The following is a 15806-nucleotide window of genomic DNA, read 5'->3' as shown; positions in this document are numbered from 1 at the left end:
GCGGCCGCTCCAGGGGCGGTAGGCACTCACGGGTCGGGGTGGATCTGCCGGATCGTGCCGTCGCGACCGGGGACGTGGCGTTCGAGCACCCAGGCCTCGCGGCCGTCGGGCATCGTGGCGCGCTCGCGGGACACGATCGAACCGGTGACGCGCTGGTGCACCGCCTGCGGCACCTTGCCGGGCTCGCCGAGCGGGAAGCGCCGGGGCGGCCCGTCGTGCAGCAGGAACGCCTTGCCGAGGTCCTCCTGCGTGGCCACGACGAAGGTCATCGCGCCGTCCGCCCAGCTCGCCTTGCTGACCAGGTGCCAGCCGACCCGCTCCGGCTCGCCGGGGAACCACACGCCCAGGTTGGTGACGACGAGGTGCCCGCCGCCGCGCACGACGTCGGCGACCGCGACCACGTTCTCCTCCGGGTCGAGCGGGCCGGCGAACCCCTCGGGCAGGTCCTCCTTGCCGAGCAGCCGCCGGAGCAGGTTCACCGGTGGGCCCCGGACGCCTGCTCGCGCAGCGCGATCTTGTACTGCTCGAGCGGCACGAGGTCGCCGAACAGCTCGTTGTAGAGCTCCGGGTCCTCGGTCGGGTTGGTGCGCTGCAGCCGGGACTTCACCTCGGCGATCTGCGCCTCGACCAGCGCGAGCTTGACGCCGGCGAGCACGCTGCCCACGTAGCGGGCCTCGTCGCCGAGCTTGCGCGGCAGCTCCAGCGGCTCCACCGCCAGCTCGCTGAGCAGCTTCCGCTCCTCGGGACCGCACTCGGCGGTGACCGCCTCGATCCACGCCGGGCCCTCGATGCCCGCGCACACCCCGCCCGCCTTCTGGATCGCGACGTGCACGGCGGCGAACGCGGGATGGGTGAAGACCTGCTCGGGCAGCTCGTCGTAGGCCGGGCCGGCGACGGCGGGGATCTGCAGCGCCGCCTTGACCGCCTCGCGCTGCAGGTGCAGGCGCGGGTCGTCCCGGCGCGGGGCGGCGACCGGCTCCGGACGACGGCCGCGCGGCCGCTCGGGGGCGACCCCGGCCTCCTCGCGCACCCGCCGCACGACCATCGCGATGTCGTCCCAGCCGGTCCAGCCCGCGAGCCGGCGCGCGTACTCGTCCCGCAGGTCCTCGCGCTTGATCTTGGCGACGACCGGGACCGCCCGCTGCAGCGCCTGGATGCGGCCCTCGGCCTTGTCCAGGTCGTGCTCGCGCAGGATCTGGCGGATCGCGAACTCGAACAGCGGCTCGCGGCGGGCGACGAGATCACGGACGGCGGTGTCGCCGTGCGCCTGGCGCAGCTCGCAGGGGTCCTGCCCGTCCGGCGCGATGCAGACGAAGGTCTGCGCGGCGAAGGACTGGTCGCCGTCGAAGGCCTTCAGCGCGGCGGCCTGACCCGCCGCGTCGCCGTCGAACGTGTAGATGACCTCGCCACGGTCGAACGAGTCGTCCCCCAGCAGGCGGCGCAGCACGGTGATGTGCTCGGTGCCGAAGGCGGTGCCGCAGGAGGCGACGGCGGTGGGCACGCCGGCGAGGTGCATCGCCATCACGTCCGTGTAGCCCTCGACCACCACGACCTGCCGGCGCTTGGCGATCTCGCGCTTGGCGAGGTCGAGCCCGAAGAGCACGTGCGTCTTGCGGTAGACCGGGGTCTCGGAGGTGTTGAGGTACTTGGCCTCGATGCCGTCGTCGTCGAACAGGCGGCGGGCGCCGAAGCCCACGACGTCGCCACCCAGGTCCCGGATCGGCCACAGCAGCCGGCGGTGGAACCGGTCGATCGGACCGCGCCGGCCCTCCTTCGACAGGCCCGCCTTCATCAGCTCGTCGAGCGAGAAGCCCTGGGCCAGCAGGTGCTTCGTGAGGGTGTCCCAGCCGGCGGGCGCGTAGCCGCAGCCGAACTGCTCGGCGGCGGTCGCGCCGAACCCGCGGGTGGTGAGGAACTGCATGGCCTGCGCACCCTCGGGGGTGCGCAGCTGGGCCGCGTAGAACTCGGCGGCCTTCTTGTTCGCCTCGAGCAGCCGGGTGCGGGTGCCGCGGTCGCGCTGGACGCTCGAGCCGCCGCCCTCGTAGGTGAGCCGCACGCCCACCTTGTCCGCCAGCCGCTCGACGGCCTCGACGAACCCGATGTGCTCCATCTTCATGACGAAGTCGATCGCGCTGCCGCCCTCGCCGCAGCCGAAGCAGTGGAACGTGCCGTGGGTGGGCCGGACGTTGAACGACGGCGTCTTCTCGTCGTGGAAGGGGCACAGGCCCTTCAGCGAGCCCGCGCCGGCCCGGCGGAGCGCGACGTACTCGCCGACGACCTCCTCGATCCGGGTGCGGTCGCGGACCTCCGCGATGTCGCTGTCCCGGATGCGGCCTGCCACGCCCCCGAGTCTAGGCGCGCGCCCGCCCCGCGGTCCCGCAGGTCGCCGGACGGGCGCGGGGAGCCGCGGTGCGGGCGGCGGCAGGCTCGGCGGGCGGGCTCAGCTGAAGCGGGAGACCGGGCGCTGGAGCGGGACGACCGGGGCGAGGGCGGTGCGCTGGAACGGCAGGCTGATCTCGCGCGCGGCGCCCCGGAGGGTCAGCGTGCCGCGGGCCTGCTCGGGGGCCTCGGCGGGCTCGGCGTCGGCCGGGCCGCCCTGGGCGGGCACCTCCATCCGCGCCGGGGCACCGCCGCTCTCCTCGGGCGCCACGACCGGCTCGACCGGAGCGGTACCGACGGACGCGGCGATCGGGGCCGCGGCGGGCAGCGTGCCCACCGCACCGCCGGGGAGCCGCCGCTTCCGCGGGCCGACCAGGTCGACCATGAGCGGCGCGCCGGCGACCAGGAGCAGCACGGCGATCGCGGCGGCGGCACCGAGCGCGGTCAGCGTGTCGGCGAGGGGTCCGGCGGAGAAGCTCATGCCTTCGAATCTCCGCCCGGACCCTGGGCGTTACATCACTCGGCCCTGAGAATTCGTGAAGAATGCTCCGGCATTCGGACTAGTGTGCGACACGCCGTCGCGACACGCCCACCAGCACCGCCACGCCCACGCCGACCTGCAGCACGAACCCGATCGTCTGGGCCACGGCGTCGACGGTCGGGAAGCCGTGCAGGTGCAGGCTGTGGAACACCGCGTGCGGCACGGTCGCGGTGAGGAACGCCAGCAGCACGACGACCGTGAGCCGCCGCTCCGGCCGCAGGGCCGCCCCGACCAGGGCGACGGTGAGGGCCAGGCTCAGCGCCCCGACGTCGCGCACCAGGTGCTCGTTGTACGGCGGGAGCATCGCCACCCACGGATGCCCCGGCGCCGGGAAGCCGGAGTAGAACCCCGCGGGCGCGAGCAGCGCCCACGCCCCCACGACCACCTCGGTGAACGCGAGGAACCACAGCCCGGCGCGCACGGCCGCCCCTCCGACCGCGGCGACCTGGAGCTCGCTCATCGGGCCACCCCCACACCCTGCAGGTACTGCGCGAAGGTGATCCGGCCGTCGGCGTGCTCGGGCACCAGGTTCGCCCCGTCCCGCACCGCGGCCGCGAGCCGGCCGGGCACGGGCACGGTCACGACCCGGCGCCTCCGGCCGCGGGCCTCGAGCCAGGCCCGTGCGAGGTCGTCGAACGTCCGTACCTCCGGGCCGCCCAGGTCCGCGACGCGTCCGGCAGGTTCCCCGGTGGCGAGCGCGCAGAGCCGGTCGGCGACGTCCCGCACGTCGACCGGCTGGAACGCCACCCCGCGCGGCACCGCCAGCATCCCCGGCACCCGGCCGAGCACGCCCAGCATCGCCGCGACGAGGTCGTGGAACTGCGTGGCCCGCAGGATCGTGTGCGGCAGGCCCGACCCGGCGAGCAACCGCTCCACCGCGAGCTTCTCCCGGTAGTAGCCGAGCGGGATGCGGTCGATCCCCACGATCGAGATGAAGACGAGGTGCGGCGCCCCGTTCCGCAGCGCCGCCTCGACCAGCCGCGCCGAGGTCTCGCCGTCCTTGCGCCCGGTCGCGCAGTGCACCACCACGTCGCAGCCCCGGACGGCGGCGTCGATCCCCTCGCCCGTCGCGAGGTCGCCCACCGCGTGCCCTTCACCGGGCCTGCGGCTGAGCACCCGCGTCGGCCGTCCGGCCGCCCGCAGCCGCTCCACCAGGACCCTGCCGAGGGTGCCCGTCCCCCCGGTCACCAGCGTGTCCGCCATGTCGGACTCCTTCCGTCAGGAGGAGTGACCGGGCAGCGCCCCCGAACGTGACAGCTGCCCGGCGAGGAAGGCGAGCTTGTCGGGGTTCAGCACGAACCGCAGCCCCGTGACCTGCGCTCCGGTCCGCTCGACGGCCAGCACGGAGGTCAGCTCGCCATCGCGGAGGGCGAGCAGCGCGGGCTCCCCGTTGACCTCGGCGACCCTTCCGACCAGCCCGGTCGTGAACCTCGCGAACACCCCCGCCAGGAACCGCGCGACCTCGGCCCGCCCGCGCACCGGCCGGCGGGCGGCGCTGACCCGGCCCCCGCCGTCCGACCAGGCGGCGACGTCGGCCGCGAGCAGGGCCTCCAGCTCGGCGATCTCGCCCTCGCGGGCCGCCGCCAGGAACCGCTCGACGAGCGCGCCCCACGCCGCCGGGTCGGCCTCGGGCGGGTCCGTGGGCGCCTCGGCGAGGTGCCGCCGGGCGCGGGTGTGCAGCTGGCGGGAGTGCGCCTCGGAGACGTCGAGGATCGCCGCGACCTCCGCGTGCGTGTGCCCGAAGGCCTCCCGCAGGACGTACACCGCGCGCTCCAGCGGGGACAACCGCTCCAGCGTCACCAGCAGCGCGAGCGACACCGACTCCCGCTGCGCCGCGGTCTCCGCCGGCCCCACGGCCGGGTCGGTGGTGAGGATCGGCTCCGGCAGCCAGGGCCCGACGTAGGTCTCGCGACGCGCCCGTGCCGAGGTCAGCCGGGTCAGGCAGAGGCGGGTCAGCGCCGTGGTCAACCAGGCTCCGGGACTCGCGATCTCCCCGTGGTCGGCGCCCGACCAGCGCAGCCACGCGTCCTGGACCGCGTCCTCGGCGTCCTGCGCGGAGCCGAGCAGGCGGTACGCGAGCCCGAACAGGCGCGGCCGGTGATCCTCGAAGGCCGCCACCGGATCCGTCGCCGTGCTCATGTCGAGAAGACTGCCATCGCTCCGACCGATGACCGAGCGGGGCGGGAACGGTCCTCCCCCTGGAGCCGAGAGGAGCGGGTATGACCGACGTGCAGGAGATCGTGGCGGAGCAGGCGGCCGAGCTGGTGCGGTCCGGCGGCGAGCGCGGGCTGCAGGTGGCCGCGCACGTCGGCGGGCGGCCGGTGGTCGACGTGGCCGCGGGCGTCGCGGACCCCGCGACCGGGCGGGCGGTCGAGCCCGGGACGCTGTTCTACAACTGGTCCGTCGGCAAGGGCGCCACCGCCACGCTGGTCCACCGCCTGGTCGACGCCGGCACCCTCGGCTACGACACCCGGGTCGTCGAGGTGTGGCCGGAGTTCGCGGCCCACGGCAAGGGCGGGGTCACCGTGCGGCAGGCCCTCGACCACAGCGCCGGCGTCCCCGGCCTGCCCGCGGGCGTGACCGTCGACGACGTCTGCGACTGGTCCCGCATGGTCACCGCGCTGGAGGAGGCGGAGCCGTGGTGGGAGCCGGGCACCGCCGTCGGCTACCACGCCTACACCTTCGGCTTCCTGAACGGCGAGATCGCCCGGCGGGCGAGCGGGCGCGAGCTCTCCGACCTGCTCGCGGACCTCACGGACGTCCTCGGCTTCCCCGGCGAGATCCGGTTCGGCATGCCGGACCCGTCCGGGCTGGCCGTGCTCGAGGACGCGCCGATGCCGGAGATGAGCGGGTCCACCCTGCCCGAGGAGATGCTGCGGGCGGTGCCGATGGCGCTGTTCCCGACCGCGGCGCTCGGCTCCGACCCACGGGTCCTCGCGGCCGACATCCCGGCCGGGGCCAAGGTGTCCGCGCGGGCGCTCGCCCGGATGTACGCGGGCTGGCTCGACGGCACCGTGGTCTCCCGCGACCGGGCCCCGGCGGCGTACACCGAGTCGTCGTCGGGGACGGACCAGGTGTACGGCAACCCGAGCCGGTGGGGCCTGGGCTTCGGCCTGGGCCTGCCGTGGGACCAGGAAGGCGCGCCGCGGGTGTTCGGCATGGCGGGCGCGGGCGGCACCTGGGCCGGCGCCGACCCGGACCGCGGCCTCGCCGTGGCCGTCACGCGGAACGTGATGAGCATGGACTTCGAGACCGTCCGGGTACTGGTCACGACAGTGCTCGACGCGGTCCGATAGGCGGGTGGACTTCGAGGAGCTGCGGCCGCACCTCCTGCGCGTCGGGTACCGGATCACCGGCAGCCTGGCCGACGCCGAGGACGCCGTGCAGGAGGCCTGGCTGCGCTGGTCCGCCCACGAGGCGGAGGTGCGGGACCCGCGGGCCTGGCTGACGACCGTGGTCGGCCGGATCTGCCTGGACCGGCTGACGTCGGCGGCCGCCCGGCGGGAGACGTACGTCGGGCCGTGGCTGCCCGAGCCGCTGGTGACCGCACCCGACGACGAGGGCCCGCTCGCCGCCGTCGTCCGCGGGGAGGACGTGCGGCTGGCCGCCCTGCTGCTCCTCGAGCGGCTCACCCCGGCCCAGCGGGTCGCGCTCGTCCTGCACGACGCCCTGGGCGAGGCCCACGCGGAGATCGCCGCCGTGCTGGGCTGCAGCGAGGCGGCGGCGCGGCAGCACGCCGCGCGGGCCCGGCGGATCGTGGCCGCGGCGGGACCGCTCCCAGCCCGGGTGCCGGCCGCGGCCGAGGAGAAGGTGCTCGCCGCGTTCGCCGACGCCCTCGCCCGCGCGGACCGGCAGGCGCTGCTCGGGGTCCTGCACCCGGACGTCGTGCTCACCAGCGACGGCGGCGGCGCGGTGCGGACGGCGCTGCGGCCGGTCGTCGGGGCCGAGCCGATGGTCCGGCTCCTGGCCGGCCTGCTGCGGCAGTACGGCGCCGACCTCGACCCGACCGGCTGGATCCCGGTGCGGGTCAACGGCGAGCCCGGGTTCGCGACCCCCGGCTCGCCGCGCGTGGCGGCCTCGGCGACGGCGATCACGGTCGTCCTCGACGAGGCGGGCGAGCCCCGCATCGCGGCGGCCCGGCAGGTGATGAACCCGGCGAAGCTGCGCGTGTGGTGGTGACACGTGTAGCAGTGATGCAGTCGTCACGGCGTGTCACCGCGGCGCCCCGGCCGCGGGACGGCAGGATCGTCCGGTGCACGGCGCCCGGATCCTCACCGCAGTCCTTCTCGTCCTCCTGACGGTGACCGGGTGTGGCACCCTCGCCGACCGGTACACACCCTTCACCGCCCCGGCCGCGGCCCCGACCGGCACCGCCGCACAGGCCCTGGAGAAGCTCGCCGTGAAGGGGCGGGCCCCGAAGACCGGGTACGCCCGCGACCAGTTCGGCCCGAGCTGGTCCGACGTCGACCGCAACGGCTGCGACCAGCGCAACGACGTCCTCGCCCGGGACATGACCGGCGAGACCTTCAAGCCCGGCACGCACGACTGCATCGTGCTCACGGGCACGCTCGCGGACCCGTACACGGGGAAGACGATCACCTTCACGCGCGGCCAGGGCACGAGCGAGGCCGTGCAGATCGACCACGTCGTCGCCCTGTCCGACGCCTGGCAGAAGGGCGCGCAGCAGCTCGACGCCGACACCCGCAAGCGCCTCGGCAACGACCCGCTCAACCTCCTCGCCGTCGACGGACCCACCAACAACCGCAAGAGCGACGGCGACGCCGCGACCTGGCTGCCGCCGAACCGCGCCTACCGTTGCGACTACGTCGCCCGGCAGATCGCGGTGAAGGCCAAGTACGACCTGTGGGTCACCCGGGCCGAGCACGACGCCATCTCCGGCATCCTCGCCGGGTGCCCCGGTCAGCCGATCCCGGTGGACGACACCGTGCCCGGCACGGTTCACTCCTCCGGGGCGTAAGGCCCGGCCCCCGGAGTGCGATGAACCGGGAGACGGGGCGTCACGGCAGTCAGGGGGAACAGTGTCCGATCGGGGGGCCGGGTACGGGGACGGGCAGGGGCACACGGTGCCGCGGCAGCGCGGGCCGGGGGGCGCCCCGCCGGGATCCCCCGTGCCCGCGGGCGCCCCGGGGCGTCACGCCGCCGCCGGTCCCCGGCACGCCGTGCCGCAGGTCCCCGCGCCCCGCGACCCCTCCGCCGGCCACCGGGTCGGCCCCTCCGCCCCGCCGCCCGGCTACGGGGTGCCGGGGTACGGGCCGCAGCCCTACACCCCGCCGCTCCCGCCCGCGCCGGCCTCCCGCGTGCCGCGCTGGGTGCTGCCGGCCGCGCTGGTCGCCGTGATCCTCGGCGCCGGGGCCGCGATCGGCGGCATCTCCGCGGCCGCCCTCGCGGCGGGCGTCGGCGAGACGTCGACCGTCGCCGCCGGCACCGGCACCGGCGACCGTGCCTTCCTGGCCGCCGTGTCGACCCGGCCCGCTCTGGCCGAGGTCCCGCCGGACACCCTGATCGAGCTGGGCCACGGCGTCTGCTCGTCCCTCGAGGGCGGGGCGAGCCGGGGCGACCTGGTCTCCGCGGCCGTGTCGGCCGGCTTCGGCACCCGCGACGCCCAGGTGCTGGTCGACGCCGCCCGCACGAGCTACTGTCCCGGCGCCTGAGCCACCCGCGGCCCGCCGAGCCGCACCCGGCACGCCGCGTCGAACCCCTGGTCGACGATGCCCAGCGCGTGGTTCCCCCGCGCCCGCTGGTTCTCGACGGCGATCGCCTGGGTCAGCTCGAGCAGCCCGGCCCGGCCGAACTCCCGCTCCAGCTCCGCGACCTGCGCGTCGGTGACGGTGGGCGGGGTGGCCGTCATCGCGTCGGCGTAGGCCACCGCGAGGCGCTCGGCCGGGCTGTAGAGCGGGTCGGTGGCGTAGTCGTCGATGCGGGCAAGGCGGTCGACGTCGAGCCCGTCGAGTCGCTGCAGCATGGTGCCGAAGTCGACGCACCACGAGCAGCCGACGACCGTCGCGGTCCGGTACACCGCGAGCTCGCGGACCCGCGCGGGCAGCACCCGGGCGGCGCGCTCGTAGGCCAGCTCGGACACCAGCGCCGACCAGAACAGCCCGCGGTGGTGCCGGGCCACCGCGAACGGCTCCGGGACCGCGCCGAACCTCCGGCGGGCCAGGCGGTAGACCAGCCGGCCGAACACACCGGCCTCGGCCTCGGGAACGGCGGGGATGCGTGCCATGTCGTCCTCCTCGGGTCGGGTACCGGGAGGACGACGGCGCCGCGGCCTCCGTGACGCGCTGTGTCCCGGGTCACGCCCACCCCGTGAGTGGCAACTGCCCCTGGAGCGGCAATTCCCGCTCACGACCCCTGCTGACCAGGCCGGGCGAGCCGGTCAGCGCCGGCACAACCGGCGGTGCCAGGCGAGCGCGCCGGCGTCCGTCAGCACCGCGATCTGGTCGACGACGACCCGCAGCCGGGCGGCGTCGTCGCCGGCCGCGGCCCACTCCCCCGCCCGCACCGGGTCGAGGGTGCCGGGGGCACCAGCCAGCAGCGCCTCCCCCAGCTCCTTCAGCAGCTCCCGCTGCCGCGCCTGCATCCGCAGCCGGTCGGGGTCGCTCATCACGTACCGCAACGCGACGGCCTTGAGCAGCGCCACCTCCGCGGCCGCCTCGGGGGGCACCACGAGATCCGCGGTGTAGCGGAGCACCGGGCCGTCGCCGTGGGCGTCGAGCGTGGCGTCCGTGGCCGCGCGGACGAACCGCCCGACGAGCTCGCTGGTCAGCCGCTTGAGCGCGGCGTGCGCGACGGCGGGTGCGGTCGCGGTGTCGAAGCCCTTCACCGCGTCGACGACGGGCAGCCGGGCGAGCTCCGCGGCCGCGACCTCGCACGCGGCCGGATCGGCGCCGAAGTGCGTGCTCGCCAGGAGCGCGAGCACGGCCCGCTCCTCGGGCGCGGCCAGCGCGGCCAGGTCGATCCGGCCGGAGAGTATCCCGTCCTCGACGTCGTGCACGGAGTAGGCGACGTCGTCGGACCAGTCCATGACCTGGGCCTCGACGCAGCGCCGGGGCATGGAGACGGAGCCCGTGGGGTCGACCGTCGGGTCCGGAGCGCCCTCGCGGACCCAGTCGAACACCGCGCCGTCCTCGTCGTAGGCGCCGAACTTCCGCTCCGCGCCACGCCGCCGCCAGGGGTACTTGCAGCTGGCGTCGAGGGTCGCGCGGGTGAGGTTGAGGCCGCCGGGGTGCTCGCCGGTGTCGTCGACGAGGGCCACCTTGGGCTCGAGCCGGGTGAGGATCCGCAGGGTCTGGGCGTTGCCCTCGAACCCGCCGCAGGCCGCGCCGAACTCGTCGAGCGCGCGTTCGCCGTTGTGCCCGAAGGGCGGGTGCCCGATGTCGTGCGCGAGCCCGGCGGTGTCGACGACGTCCGGGTCGCAGCCGAGCTCCTCGGCGATCCCGCGGCCGATCTGCGCGACCTCCAGCGAATGGGTCAGCCGGGTGCGCGGGATGCCGGTGATCTCGGCGGCCTCGCCCGGCCCCACCACCTGCGTCTTTCCCGCGAGCCGGCGCAGCGCCGCGGAGTGCAGCACCCGGGCGCGGTCGCGGGAGAAGGGCGAGCGCTTCTCCGGGCGGTGGTGCTCGCCGAGCCCGGACCCCTTGGGCGGCTCGGGGAGCAGCCGGGCGCGGTCGTGGTCGTCGTACCCCTCCCGGGCCGGCGCGGGGACCGTCGCGGTCATGGTCGGCGCCCTCAGCCGAGCCCGGTGTTCTCGGTCTCGGCCGAGGCGTGGGTGAGGCGGTAGTACAGCAGCGCGGCGGTCTCGCGGAGGATGTAGCGCGCCTGCGTCTCCCGCGTCTGCACGACGGGCCCGCTGCGGGTCGGCGAGGTCCAGGCCTCCAGCCCCGAGTCGCGGGCCATGGTGCGGGCGCGCAGCGAGTGCCACGGGTCGCTGACGATCAGGGCGCTGCTCCACCCGTCCCGGCTCGCCCGCGCCGCGACGGCCTTGAGGCTGCCCAGGGTGTCCGCGCCCTCGGCGACCGTGGTGATGGCGCCGGCCGGGACGCCGTTGCGCTCCAGGTACCGCGTGCCGGCCTCGGCCTCGGTGTACTCGTCCCCGGCGCGGTTGCCACCGACCGTGACGATCCGCGGGGCGAGCCCCTCCTGGTACAGCGCGACCGCGTGCCGCAGCCGGGCGGCCAGGATCGGGCTCGGCTCGCCGTCGTACTGCGCCGCCCCGAGGACGACGACGGCGTCGACCGGCCGGTCCCCGTCCACCCGGGCGGTCTGCCAGACCCGGAACATGGTGCCGCCCAGGATGATCGCGGCGGTGAGCAGCGTGCCGACCACCAGCCGGGCGGCCCAGGTCAGCCCGGTGCGGGTGCGGGGTGTCGGGGTGGTGGGCGGGTCGTCCGTGTCGCCCGCGCCGGGACGCCCGGGCCCGCGCACGTGCCGGAGCCGGACGGTCTCCGGCTCGCGGACACCCCGGCCGGCACCCCGGACAGCACCGCGCCGGTGCCCGCTCGGTGCGCTCACCCCCCGATCTTCCCCTCCGACGTGCCCAACGCGCGGGCGGCGCGCCCGGAGCGGGCCGCGATGACCTCGGCGACGATCGAGACGGCGGTCTCGGCCGGGGTGCGGGCGCCGAGGTCCAGCCCGACCGGGCCGTGGATCGCGGCCAGCTCCTCCTCGGTGACGCCGGCCCGCAGCAGCCGCTCGCGGCGGGCGGCCTGGGTGCGGCGGGAGCCGAGCGCGCCGAGGAAGCCCCGGCCACGACGGATGCCGTCGATCAGCACGGCGTCGAAGCGCGGGGCGTGGTCGAGCAGCACGACGACGTCGGCCTCGGTGAAGGCGGACACCGCGGCCCGGGCCTCGTCGAGCCCGGTGACGGTGCGGCCGGCCCAGCCGATCAGCGCGGCCTGCGCGAGCAGCGCCTCGCCGATCGCGCCCGAGCCCACGACCAGCACGGACGGCACGGGGACCCACAGGTCGAGGAGGATCTCGGTGTCGCCGACGGTGCGGCGGTCGGTCACGGTGGCGCCGCGGCGCAGCAGCTCCCGCGCGGCCGCCGTGGCCTCGTCGTCGAGCCCCGGGGTGCCGTCCTCGAGGGTGCCGTGCACCTCCTCGAGGTCCGGGCCGGTGAGCACGAGCGCGGCCTCACCGTCGATCGTCGAGACCAGCGCGGCCGGGCGGGCGTCCTCGAGCGCGGCACCCAGAGGATCGGCGAGGGCTGCGGGCAGCGGGTGGCCGAGCAGCGTCGCGCCGCCCGCGCACGCCAGCCCCGCCTGCAGCGCCGCGCTCTCCGCGACGTGCGCGGTACGGGTCTGCGGGAGCCCGGCCGCGGCGCCGGCGAGCGGGACCGCCGAGTCGTCGAGCGCGCCGAGGTAGAGCAGCCCGGCGGTCTCGCCGTCCGCGGTGCCGGCCAGCAGCTGGCCGGACTCGACGGTGCCGAACCCGTGCCGGTCCAGGACCCGCACGACGCCGACCGTCCCGGTGCCGCCCGCGGCCCAGCGGCGCAGCGCGGCCCCCAGCTCGCGACGGGGATCGGTGGACGGGGCGGGAGCGGTCACGAGCGCCAGGGTAGCCACCGCGGCCGCCCGCCGAGGGCCGGGCCGGGGCCCGATCGGGGGTGCGGGGATGCGCTGCGGGAACCGGCACGGGATCATCGCCGTTGTCCGGGAAACGGACCGACCTCCCACCGACTCGTCACGGAGCCATGGACCCCTCCTGTAGTACCGGCACCGTCCCCCACGGACGGACGTTCCCCTCCCCCGCCGGAGCGGTCGCATGACGATCCTCGGCATCCTCCTCGGCGTGCTGGTCGTCGTGGGCATCACCGCCCTGACCGGCTTCTTCGTCGCCCAGGAGTTCGCGTACATGGCCGTCGACCGGTCGCGGCTCAAGGCCCGCGCGGCCGAGGGCGACGCGGGCGCCGAGCGCGCCCTCACGGTCACCCGGCGCACCTCCTTCATGCTCTCCGGCGCGCAGTTGGGCATCACCGTCACGGGCCTGCTGGTCGGTTACGTCGCCGAGCCGCTGATCGGCGAGGGCGTCGGCGAACTGCTCGGCGGCGCCGGCTGGGCCGTCGCGCTCGGCACGGTCGTCGCCCTGCTGCTCTCGACCGTCGTGCAGATGGTCTTCGGCGAGCTGTTCCCGAAGAACCTCGCGATCGCCCGGCCCGAGCCCGTCGCCCGCCGGCTGGCGCTGCCCACCACCATGTACCTGGCCGCGTTCGGCTGGATCGTGCGGGTGTTCGACGCCGCCTCGAACCTGCTGCTCAAGGCGTTGCGCATCGAGCCGGTGCACGACGTCGAGCACGCGGCCACGCCGCGGGACCTCGAGGCGATCATCGACGAGTCCCGCGACAGCGGCGACCTGCGCCCCGACCTGTCGACGATGCTCGACCGCGTCCTCGACTTCACCGACCGGCCCGCGCGGGCGGCGATGATCCCGCGGCCGCGCGTCACGTCGGTGCAGGCGGACCTGCTGGTGCCCGAGCTCGCCGAGGCCATGGCGGCGGGGCACTCCCGCTACCCGGTGCTCGACGAGACCGGCGAGGAGGTCGTCGGCGTCGTCTGCCTGCGGGACCTGCTCGCCCTCGAGGGCCGCGACACCTCGGCCCTGCGGGTCGCGGAGGTCATGCGCCCGGCCGTCGTGGTCCCGGCGTCCCTGCCGCTGCCCGCGGTCGTCGCCGCGCTGCGCGAGGCGGGCGACGAGTTCGCCTCCGTCGTCGACGAGTACGGCGGTCTGGCCGGCGTGATCACGCTGGAGGACATCGCCGAGGAGCTCGTCGGCGAGATCACGGACGAGCACGACCCGGCGCTCGCCGACCGCCCGGTCGACGCGCCGGACGGCTGGGTCGTCCCCGGCACCATGCACGTCGACGAGGTCGGCCGGCTGATCGACGCCGACCTGCCCGAGGGCGACTACCAGACCGTCGGCGGCCTGGTGATCGCCGAGCTGCAGCGGCTGCCCGAGCCCGGCGACGTCGTCAGCGTGCGGCTGCCGCGCGGTGCCGACTCCGACGAGCCCGACCGGGACCTGCGGATCGAGGTCCGCGAGGTCGCCCGCCGGGTGCCCGAGCAGGTCCGGGTGCGGGTCGTGGAGACCGCTCCGGTGGAGGTGGAGCGATGAGCGCCGTGTCGATCGTCGTGTCGATCGCGCTGGTGGCGTTGTCGGCCTTCTTCGTGGCCGTCGAGTTCGCGCTGGTCGCGGCCCGGCGGTACCGGCTGGAGGAGCAGGCGGGGCACAGCGCGTCCGCCCGCGCCGCGCTCCGCAGCGCGCGCGACATCTCACTGCTCCTCGCGGGCTCCCAGCTCGGCATCACGCTCTGCACGCTCGGCCTCGGTGCGGTCGCCAAGCCGGCGGTCGACGACGCGCTCGAGCCCGTGTTCCTCGGGTGGGGGCTGCCCGCGGGCGCCGCGGGGATCGTGTCGTTCGTGCTGTCGCTGGTCGTGGTGACCTTCGTGCACCTCGTCGTCGGCGAGATGGCGCCCAAGTCCTGGGCGATCTCGCACCCCGAGCGCTCGGCCACGCTGCTCGCGCTGCCGATGCGGGCGTTCATGGTCGTCACCCGGCCGCTGCTGGTGGCGCTCAACGGGATGGCGAACTGGTGCCTGCACCGGGTCGGCGTCGAGCCCGTCGACGAGATGGCCTCCGGCCGGAACGCCGACGACCTCCGCCAGCTCGTCGACCACTCCGCCCGGGCCGGTGCGCTCGACGAGGAGCGGCGCGACCAGCTCGTCACCACCCTCGAGCTGGACCGGGCGCCGGTGCGCTCGCTGGTCCACCCCGACCCCGCGGGCGTGACCTGCGACGACCCCGTGGCCCGCATCCGCGAGGTCTCCCGGGAGAGCGGTCACCTGCGGCTCGTGGTCCGGGACGGCGACCGCGTGACCGGCTTCGTGCACGTGCGGGACACGCTGGGCAGGCCGGAGACGGTGCGGGCCCGCGACCTCGTCCGCGACATCCTCACCTTCCCCGCCGACACCCCGGTCCACCAGGCGCTGTCGACCATGCGGGAGAAGCGGGGGCAGCTGGCGCTGGTCACGGAGAACGGGACGCTCCTCGGCATCGTCACCATGCAGGACGTCGTCGACCGCCTCCTCCCCGCCTGACGCTTGCGGCCGTGCTCGGGCCGCGCCGGGCCGTGATCGCCGGCTGGGACCATTGTCGGCCGCAGGTGGCCGTCATCGGTCCGGTCCGGCGATCACGCCCCGAGGCACGGCTCCCCCTCGCCCGTGATCGCAGGCCTGGGCCACACGGCCACGTGCGGCCGGGAACGGGCCGGGGCGCCGAGGGACAGTGGGTGCGCGTCCTGCCCCGGGTGTACCGCCCGGCGAGCCACCGCTACGGCGACGAGGCACGCATCCGGGCGGCCTGGCTCTGGCTGGGTGACGACACGATCGTCTCAGGCCCGGCGGCGGCGTACTGGCACGGCATGCTCGGTGCTGCGCCGCCGACGATCCAGGTCACGGTGCCGCGCACCGAGCACCGCGGACCCGGCCCGGCGTCAGCATCCGACGGCGCACGCTCGATGCCGCGGACCGCACCCGGATCCGCGGCGTCGGCATCACCGCGCCGCCGCTCACGTCCTCGAGACCGCGGTCGCGCTCGACGCCGGCTCGCGTTCCTCGACCGCGCCCTGCAACGGCACGTCCGCTTCGCCGAGGTACATCGTGCCTACTCGAGCATGCTCGGCAGCCGCGGCTCCCGACGCGCCGGCCGGCTGTTGGCCGCCGCGGCAGACACAGCGGGATCGGACGCGGAACGTCTGATGGTCGCGCTGCTCCGCGAGGCCGGGATCCGGGGCTGGGTGCTCGGCCACCCCACGGGACCGGACGCGGCCACATGCGGCCGGAAACGGTCCCGTCCGACGATCATGCCGGAG

At 75.9% G+C, this 15806-nt stretch carries 16 protein-coding genes; 6 read left to right on the top strand and 10 right to left on the bottom strand.

The genetic code is table 11. The features are described 5' to 3' along the window. Positions 1-26: 26 nt before the first annotated feature. The 6 genes from ACQP04_RS10955 to ACQP04_RS10930 form a co-directional block, all read right to left on the bottom strand. A complete protein-coding gene (locus tag ACQP04_RS10955; protein WP_433506941.1) occupies positions 27-479 on the bottom strand; it encodes a hypothetical protein in 453 nt (150 codons plus the stop codon). After that, positions 476-2341: a DNA primase gene (dnaG, locus tag ACQP04_RS10950; protein WP_433506940.1), complete on the bottom strand. Its 1866-nt coding sequence runs from the start codon at positions 2339-2341 to the stop codon at positions 476-478. The genes ACQP04_RS10955 and dnaG overlap by 4 nt, the downstream gene beginning before the upstream one ends. Before the next feature lie 99 nt (positions 2342-2440). Continuing rightward, entirely contained in the window at positions 2441-2860 is a 420-nt protein-coding gene (locus tag ACQP04_RS10945) for a hypothetical protein (protein WP_433506939.1), read from the bottom strand. Between the two features lie 79 nt (positions 2861-2939). After that, positions 2940-3380 (bottom strand): hypothetical protein, encoded by a 441-nt coding sequence (locus tag ACQP04_RS10940; RefSeq protein ID WP_433506938.1) that lies wholly within the window; start codon positions 3378-3380, stop codon positions 2940-2942. After that, positions 3377-4123, bottom strand: a complete 747-nt coding sequence (locus ACQP04_RS10935; RefSeq protein ID WP_433506937.1) for an SDR family oxidoreductase — start codon at positions 4121-4123, stop codon at positions 3377-3379. Before ACQP04_RS10935 ends, ACQP04_RS10940 begins: the two co-directional genes overlap by 4 nt. Before the next feature lie 15 nt (positions 4124-4138). Continuing rightward, the gene (locus ACQP04_RS10930) at positions 4139-5059 is read right to left on the bottom strand and encodes an RNA polymerase sigma-70 factor (protein ID WP_433506936.1); all 921 of its coding nucleotides are present in this window, start codon (positions 5057-5059) and stop codon (positions 4139-4141) included. Positions 5060-5139: 80 nt separating this feature from the next. Here ACQP04_RS10930 and ACQP04_RS10925 point away from each other — a divergent pair, with 80 nt between their 5' ends. From ACQP04_RS10925 to ACQP04_RS10910, 4 genes are all read left to right on the top strand, one after another. After that, positions 5140-6216: a serine hydrolase domain-containing protein gene (locus ACQP04_RS10925; protein ID WP_433506935.1), complete on the top strand. Its 1077-nt coding sequence runs from the start codon at positions 5140-5142 to the stop codon at positions 6214-6216. A gap of 4 nt (positions 6217-6220) precedes the next feature. Further along, positions 6221-7099: an RNA polymerase sigma factor SigJ gene (sigJ, locus tag ACQP04_RS10920; RefSeq protein WP_433506934.1), complete on the top strand. Its 879-nt coding sequence runs from the start codon at positions 6221-6223 to the stop codon at positions 7097-7099. A gap of 73 nt (positions 7100-7172) precedes the next feature. Next, positions 7173-7898 (top strand): HNH endonuclease family protein, encoded by a 726-nt coding sequence (locus tag ACQP04_RS10915; RefSeq protein WP_433506933.1) that lies wholly within the window; start codon positions 7173-7175, stop codon positions 7896-7898. 151 nt (positions 7899-8049) lie between these two features. After that, positions 8050-8592 carry a DUF732 domain-containing protein gene (locus ACQP04_RS10910; protein ID WP_433506932.1) on the top strand — a complete coding sequence of 181 codons (543 nt, stop codon included), beginning with the start codon at positions 8050-8052 and terminating at the stop codon, positions 8590-8592. Here ACQP04_RS10910 and ACQP04_RS10905 read toward each other — a convergent pair. The 4 genes from ACQP04_RS10905 to ACQP04_RS10890 form a co-directional block, all read right to left on the bottom strand. Next, entirely contained in the window at positions 8574-9164 is a 591-nt protein-coding gene (locus tag ACQP04_RS10905) for a carboxymuconolactone decarboxylase family protein (RefSeq protein WP_433506931.1), read from the bottom strand. The two genes, ACQP04_RS10910 and ACQP04_RS10905, sit on opposite strands and share 19 nt — an antisense overlap. A 153-nt stretch (positions 9165-9317) precedes the next feature. After that, entirely contained in the window at positions 9318-10658 is a 1341-nt protein-coding gene (locus ACQP04_RS10900; RefSeq protein WP_433506930.1) for a deoxyguanosinetriphosphate triphosphohydrolase, read from the bottom strand. A gap of 11 nt (positions 10659-10669) precedes the next feature. Then, positions 10670-11221 carry a YdcF family protein gene (locus tag ACQP04_RS10895; protein ID WP_081924007.1) on the bottom strand — a complete coding sequence of 184 codons (552 nt, stop codon included), beginning with the start codon at positions 11219-11221 and terminating at the stop codon, positions 10670-10672. 227 nt (positions 11222-11448) lie between these two features. Beyond that, the gene (locus tag ACQP04_RS10890) at positions 11449-12486 is read right to left on the bottom strand and encodes an XdhC family protein (protein WP_433506929.1); all 1038 of its coding nucleotides are present in this window, start codon (positions 12484-12486) and stop codon (positions 11449-11451) included. Between the two features lie 217 nt (positions 12487-12703). On the opposite strand from ACQP04_RS10890, the gene ACQP04_RS10885 reads away from it, so the two are divergent. Both ACQP04_RS10885 and ACQP04_RS10880 read left to right on the top strand, forming a co-directional pair. Next, positions 12704-14050: a hemolysin family protein gene (locus ACQP04_RS10885; protein ID WP_433506928.1), complete on the top strand. Its 1347-nt coding sequence runs from the start codon at positions 12704-12706 to the stop codon at positions 14048-14050. Then, positions 14047-15033, top strand: a complete 987-nt coding sequence (locus ACQP04_RS10880) for a CNNM domain-containing protein (protein WP_433506927.1) — start codon at positions 14047-14049, stop codon at positions 15031-15033. The genes ACQP04_RS10885 and ACQP04_RS10880 overlap by 4 nt, the downstream gene beginning before the upstream one ends. Positions 15034-15806: the final 773 nt, after the last annotated feature.

Origin of the sequence: Pseudonocardia halophobica (genome assembly GCF_050948485.1) — a bacterium.
In the GTDB taxonomy this organism is placed as follows: Bacteria; Actinomycetota; Actinomycetes; order Mycobacteriales; family Pseudonocardiaceae; genus Pseudonocardia; species Pseudonocardia halophobica.
The sequence above is the reverse complement of the archived record's forward strand: the minus strand, read 5'-3'. Positions and strand labels throughout refer to the sequence as shown.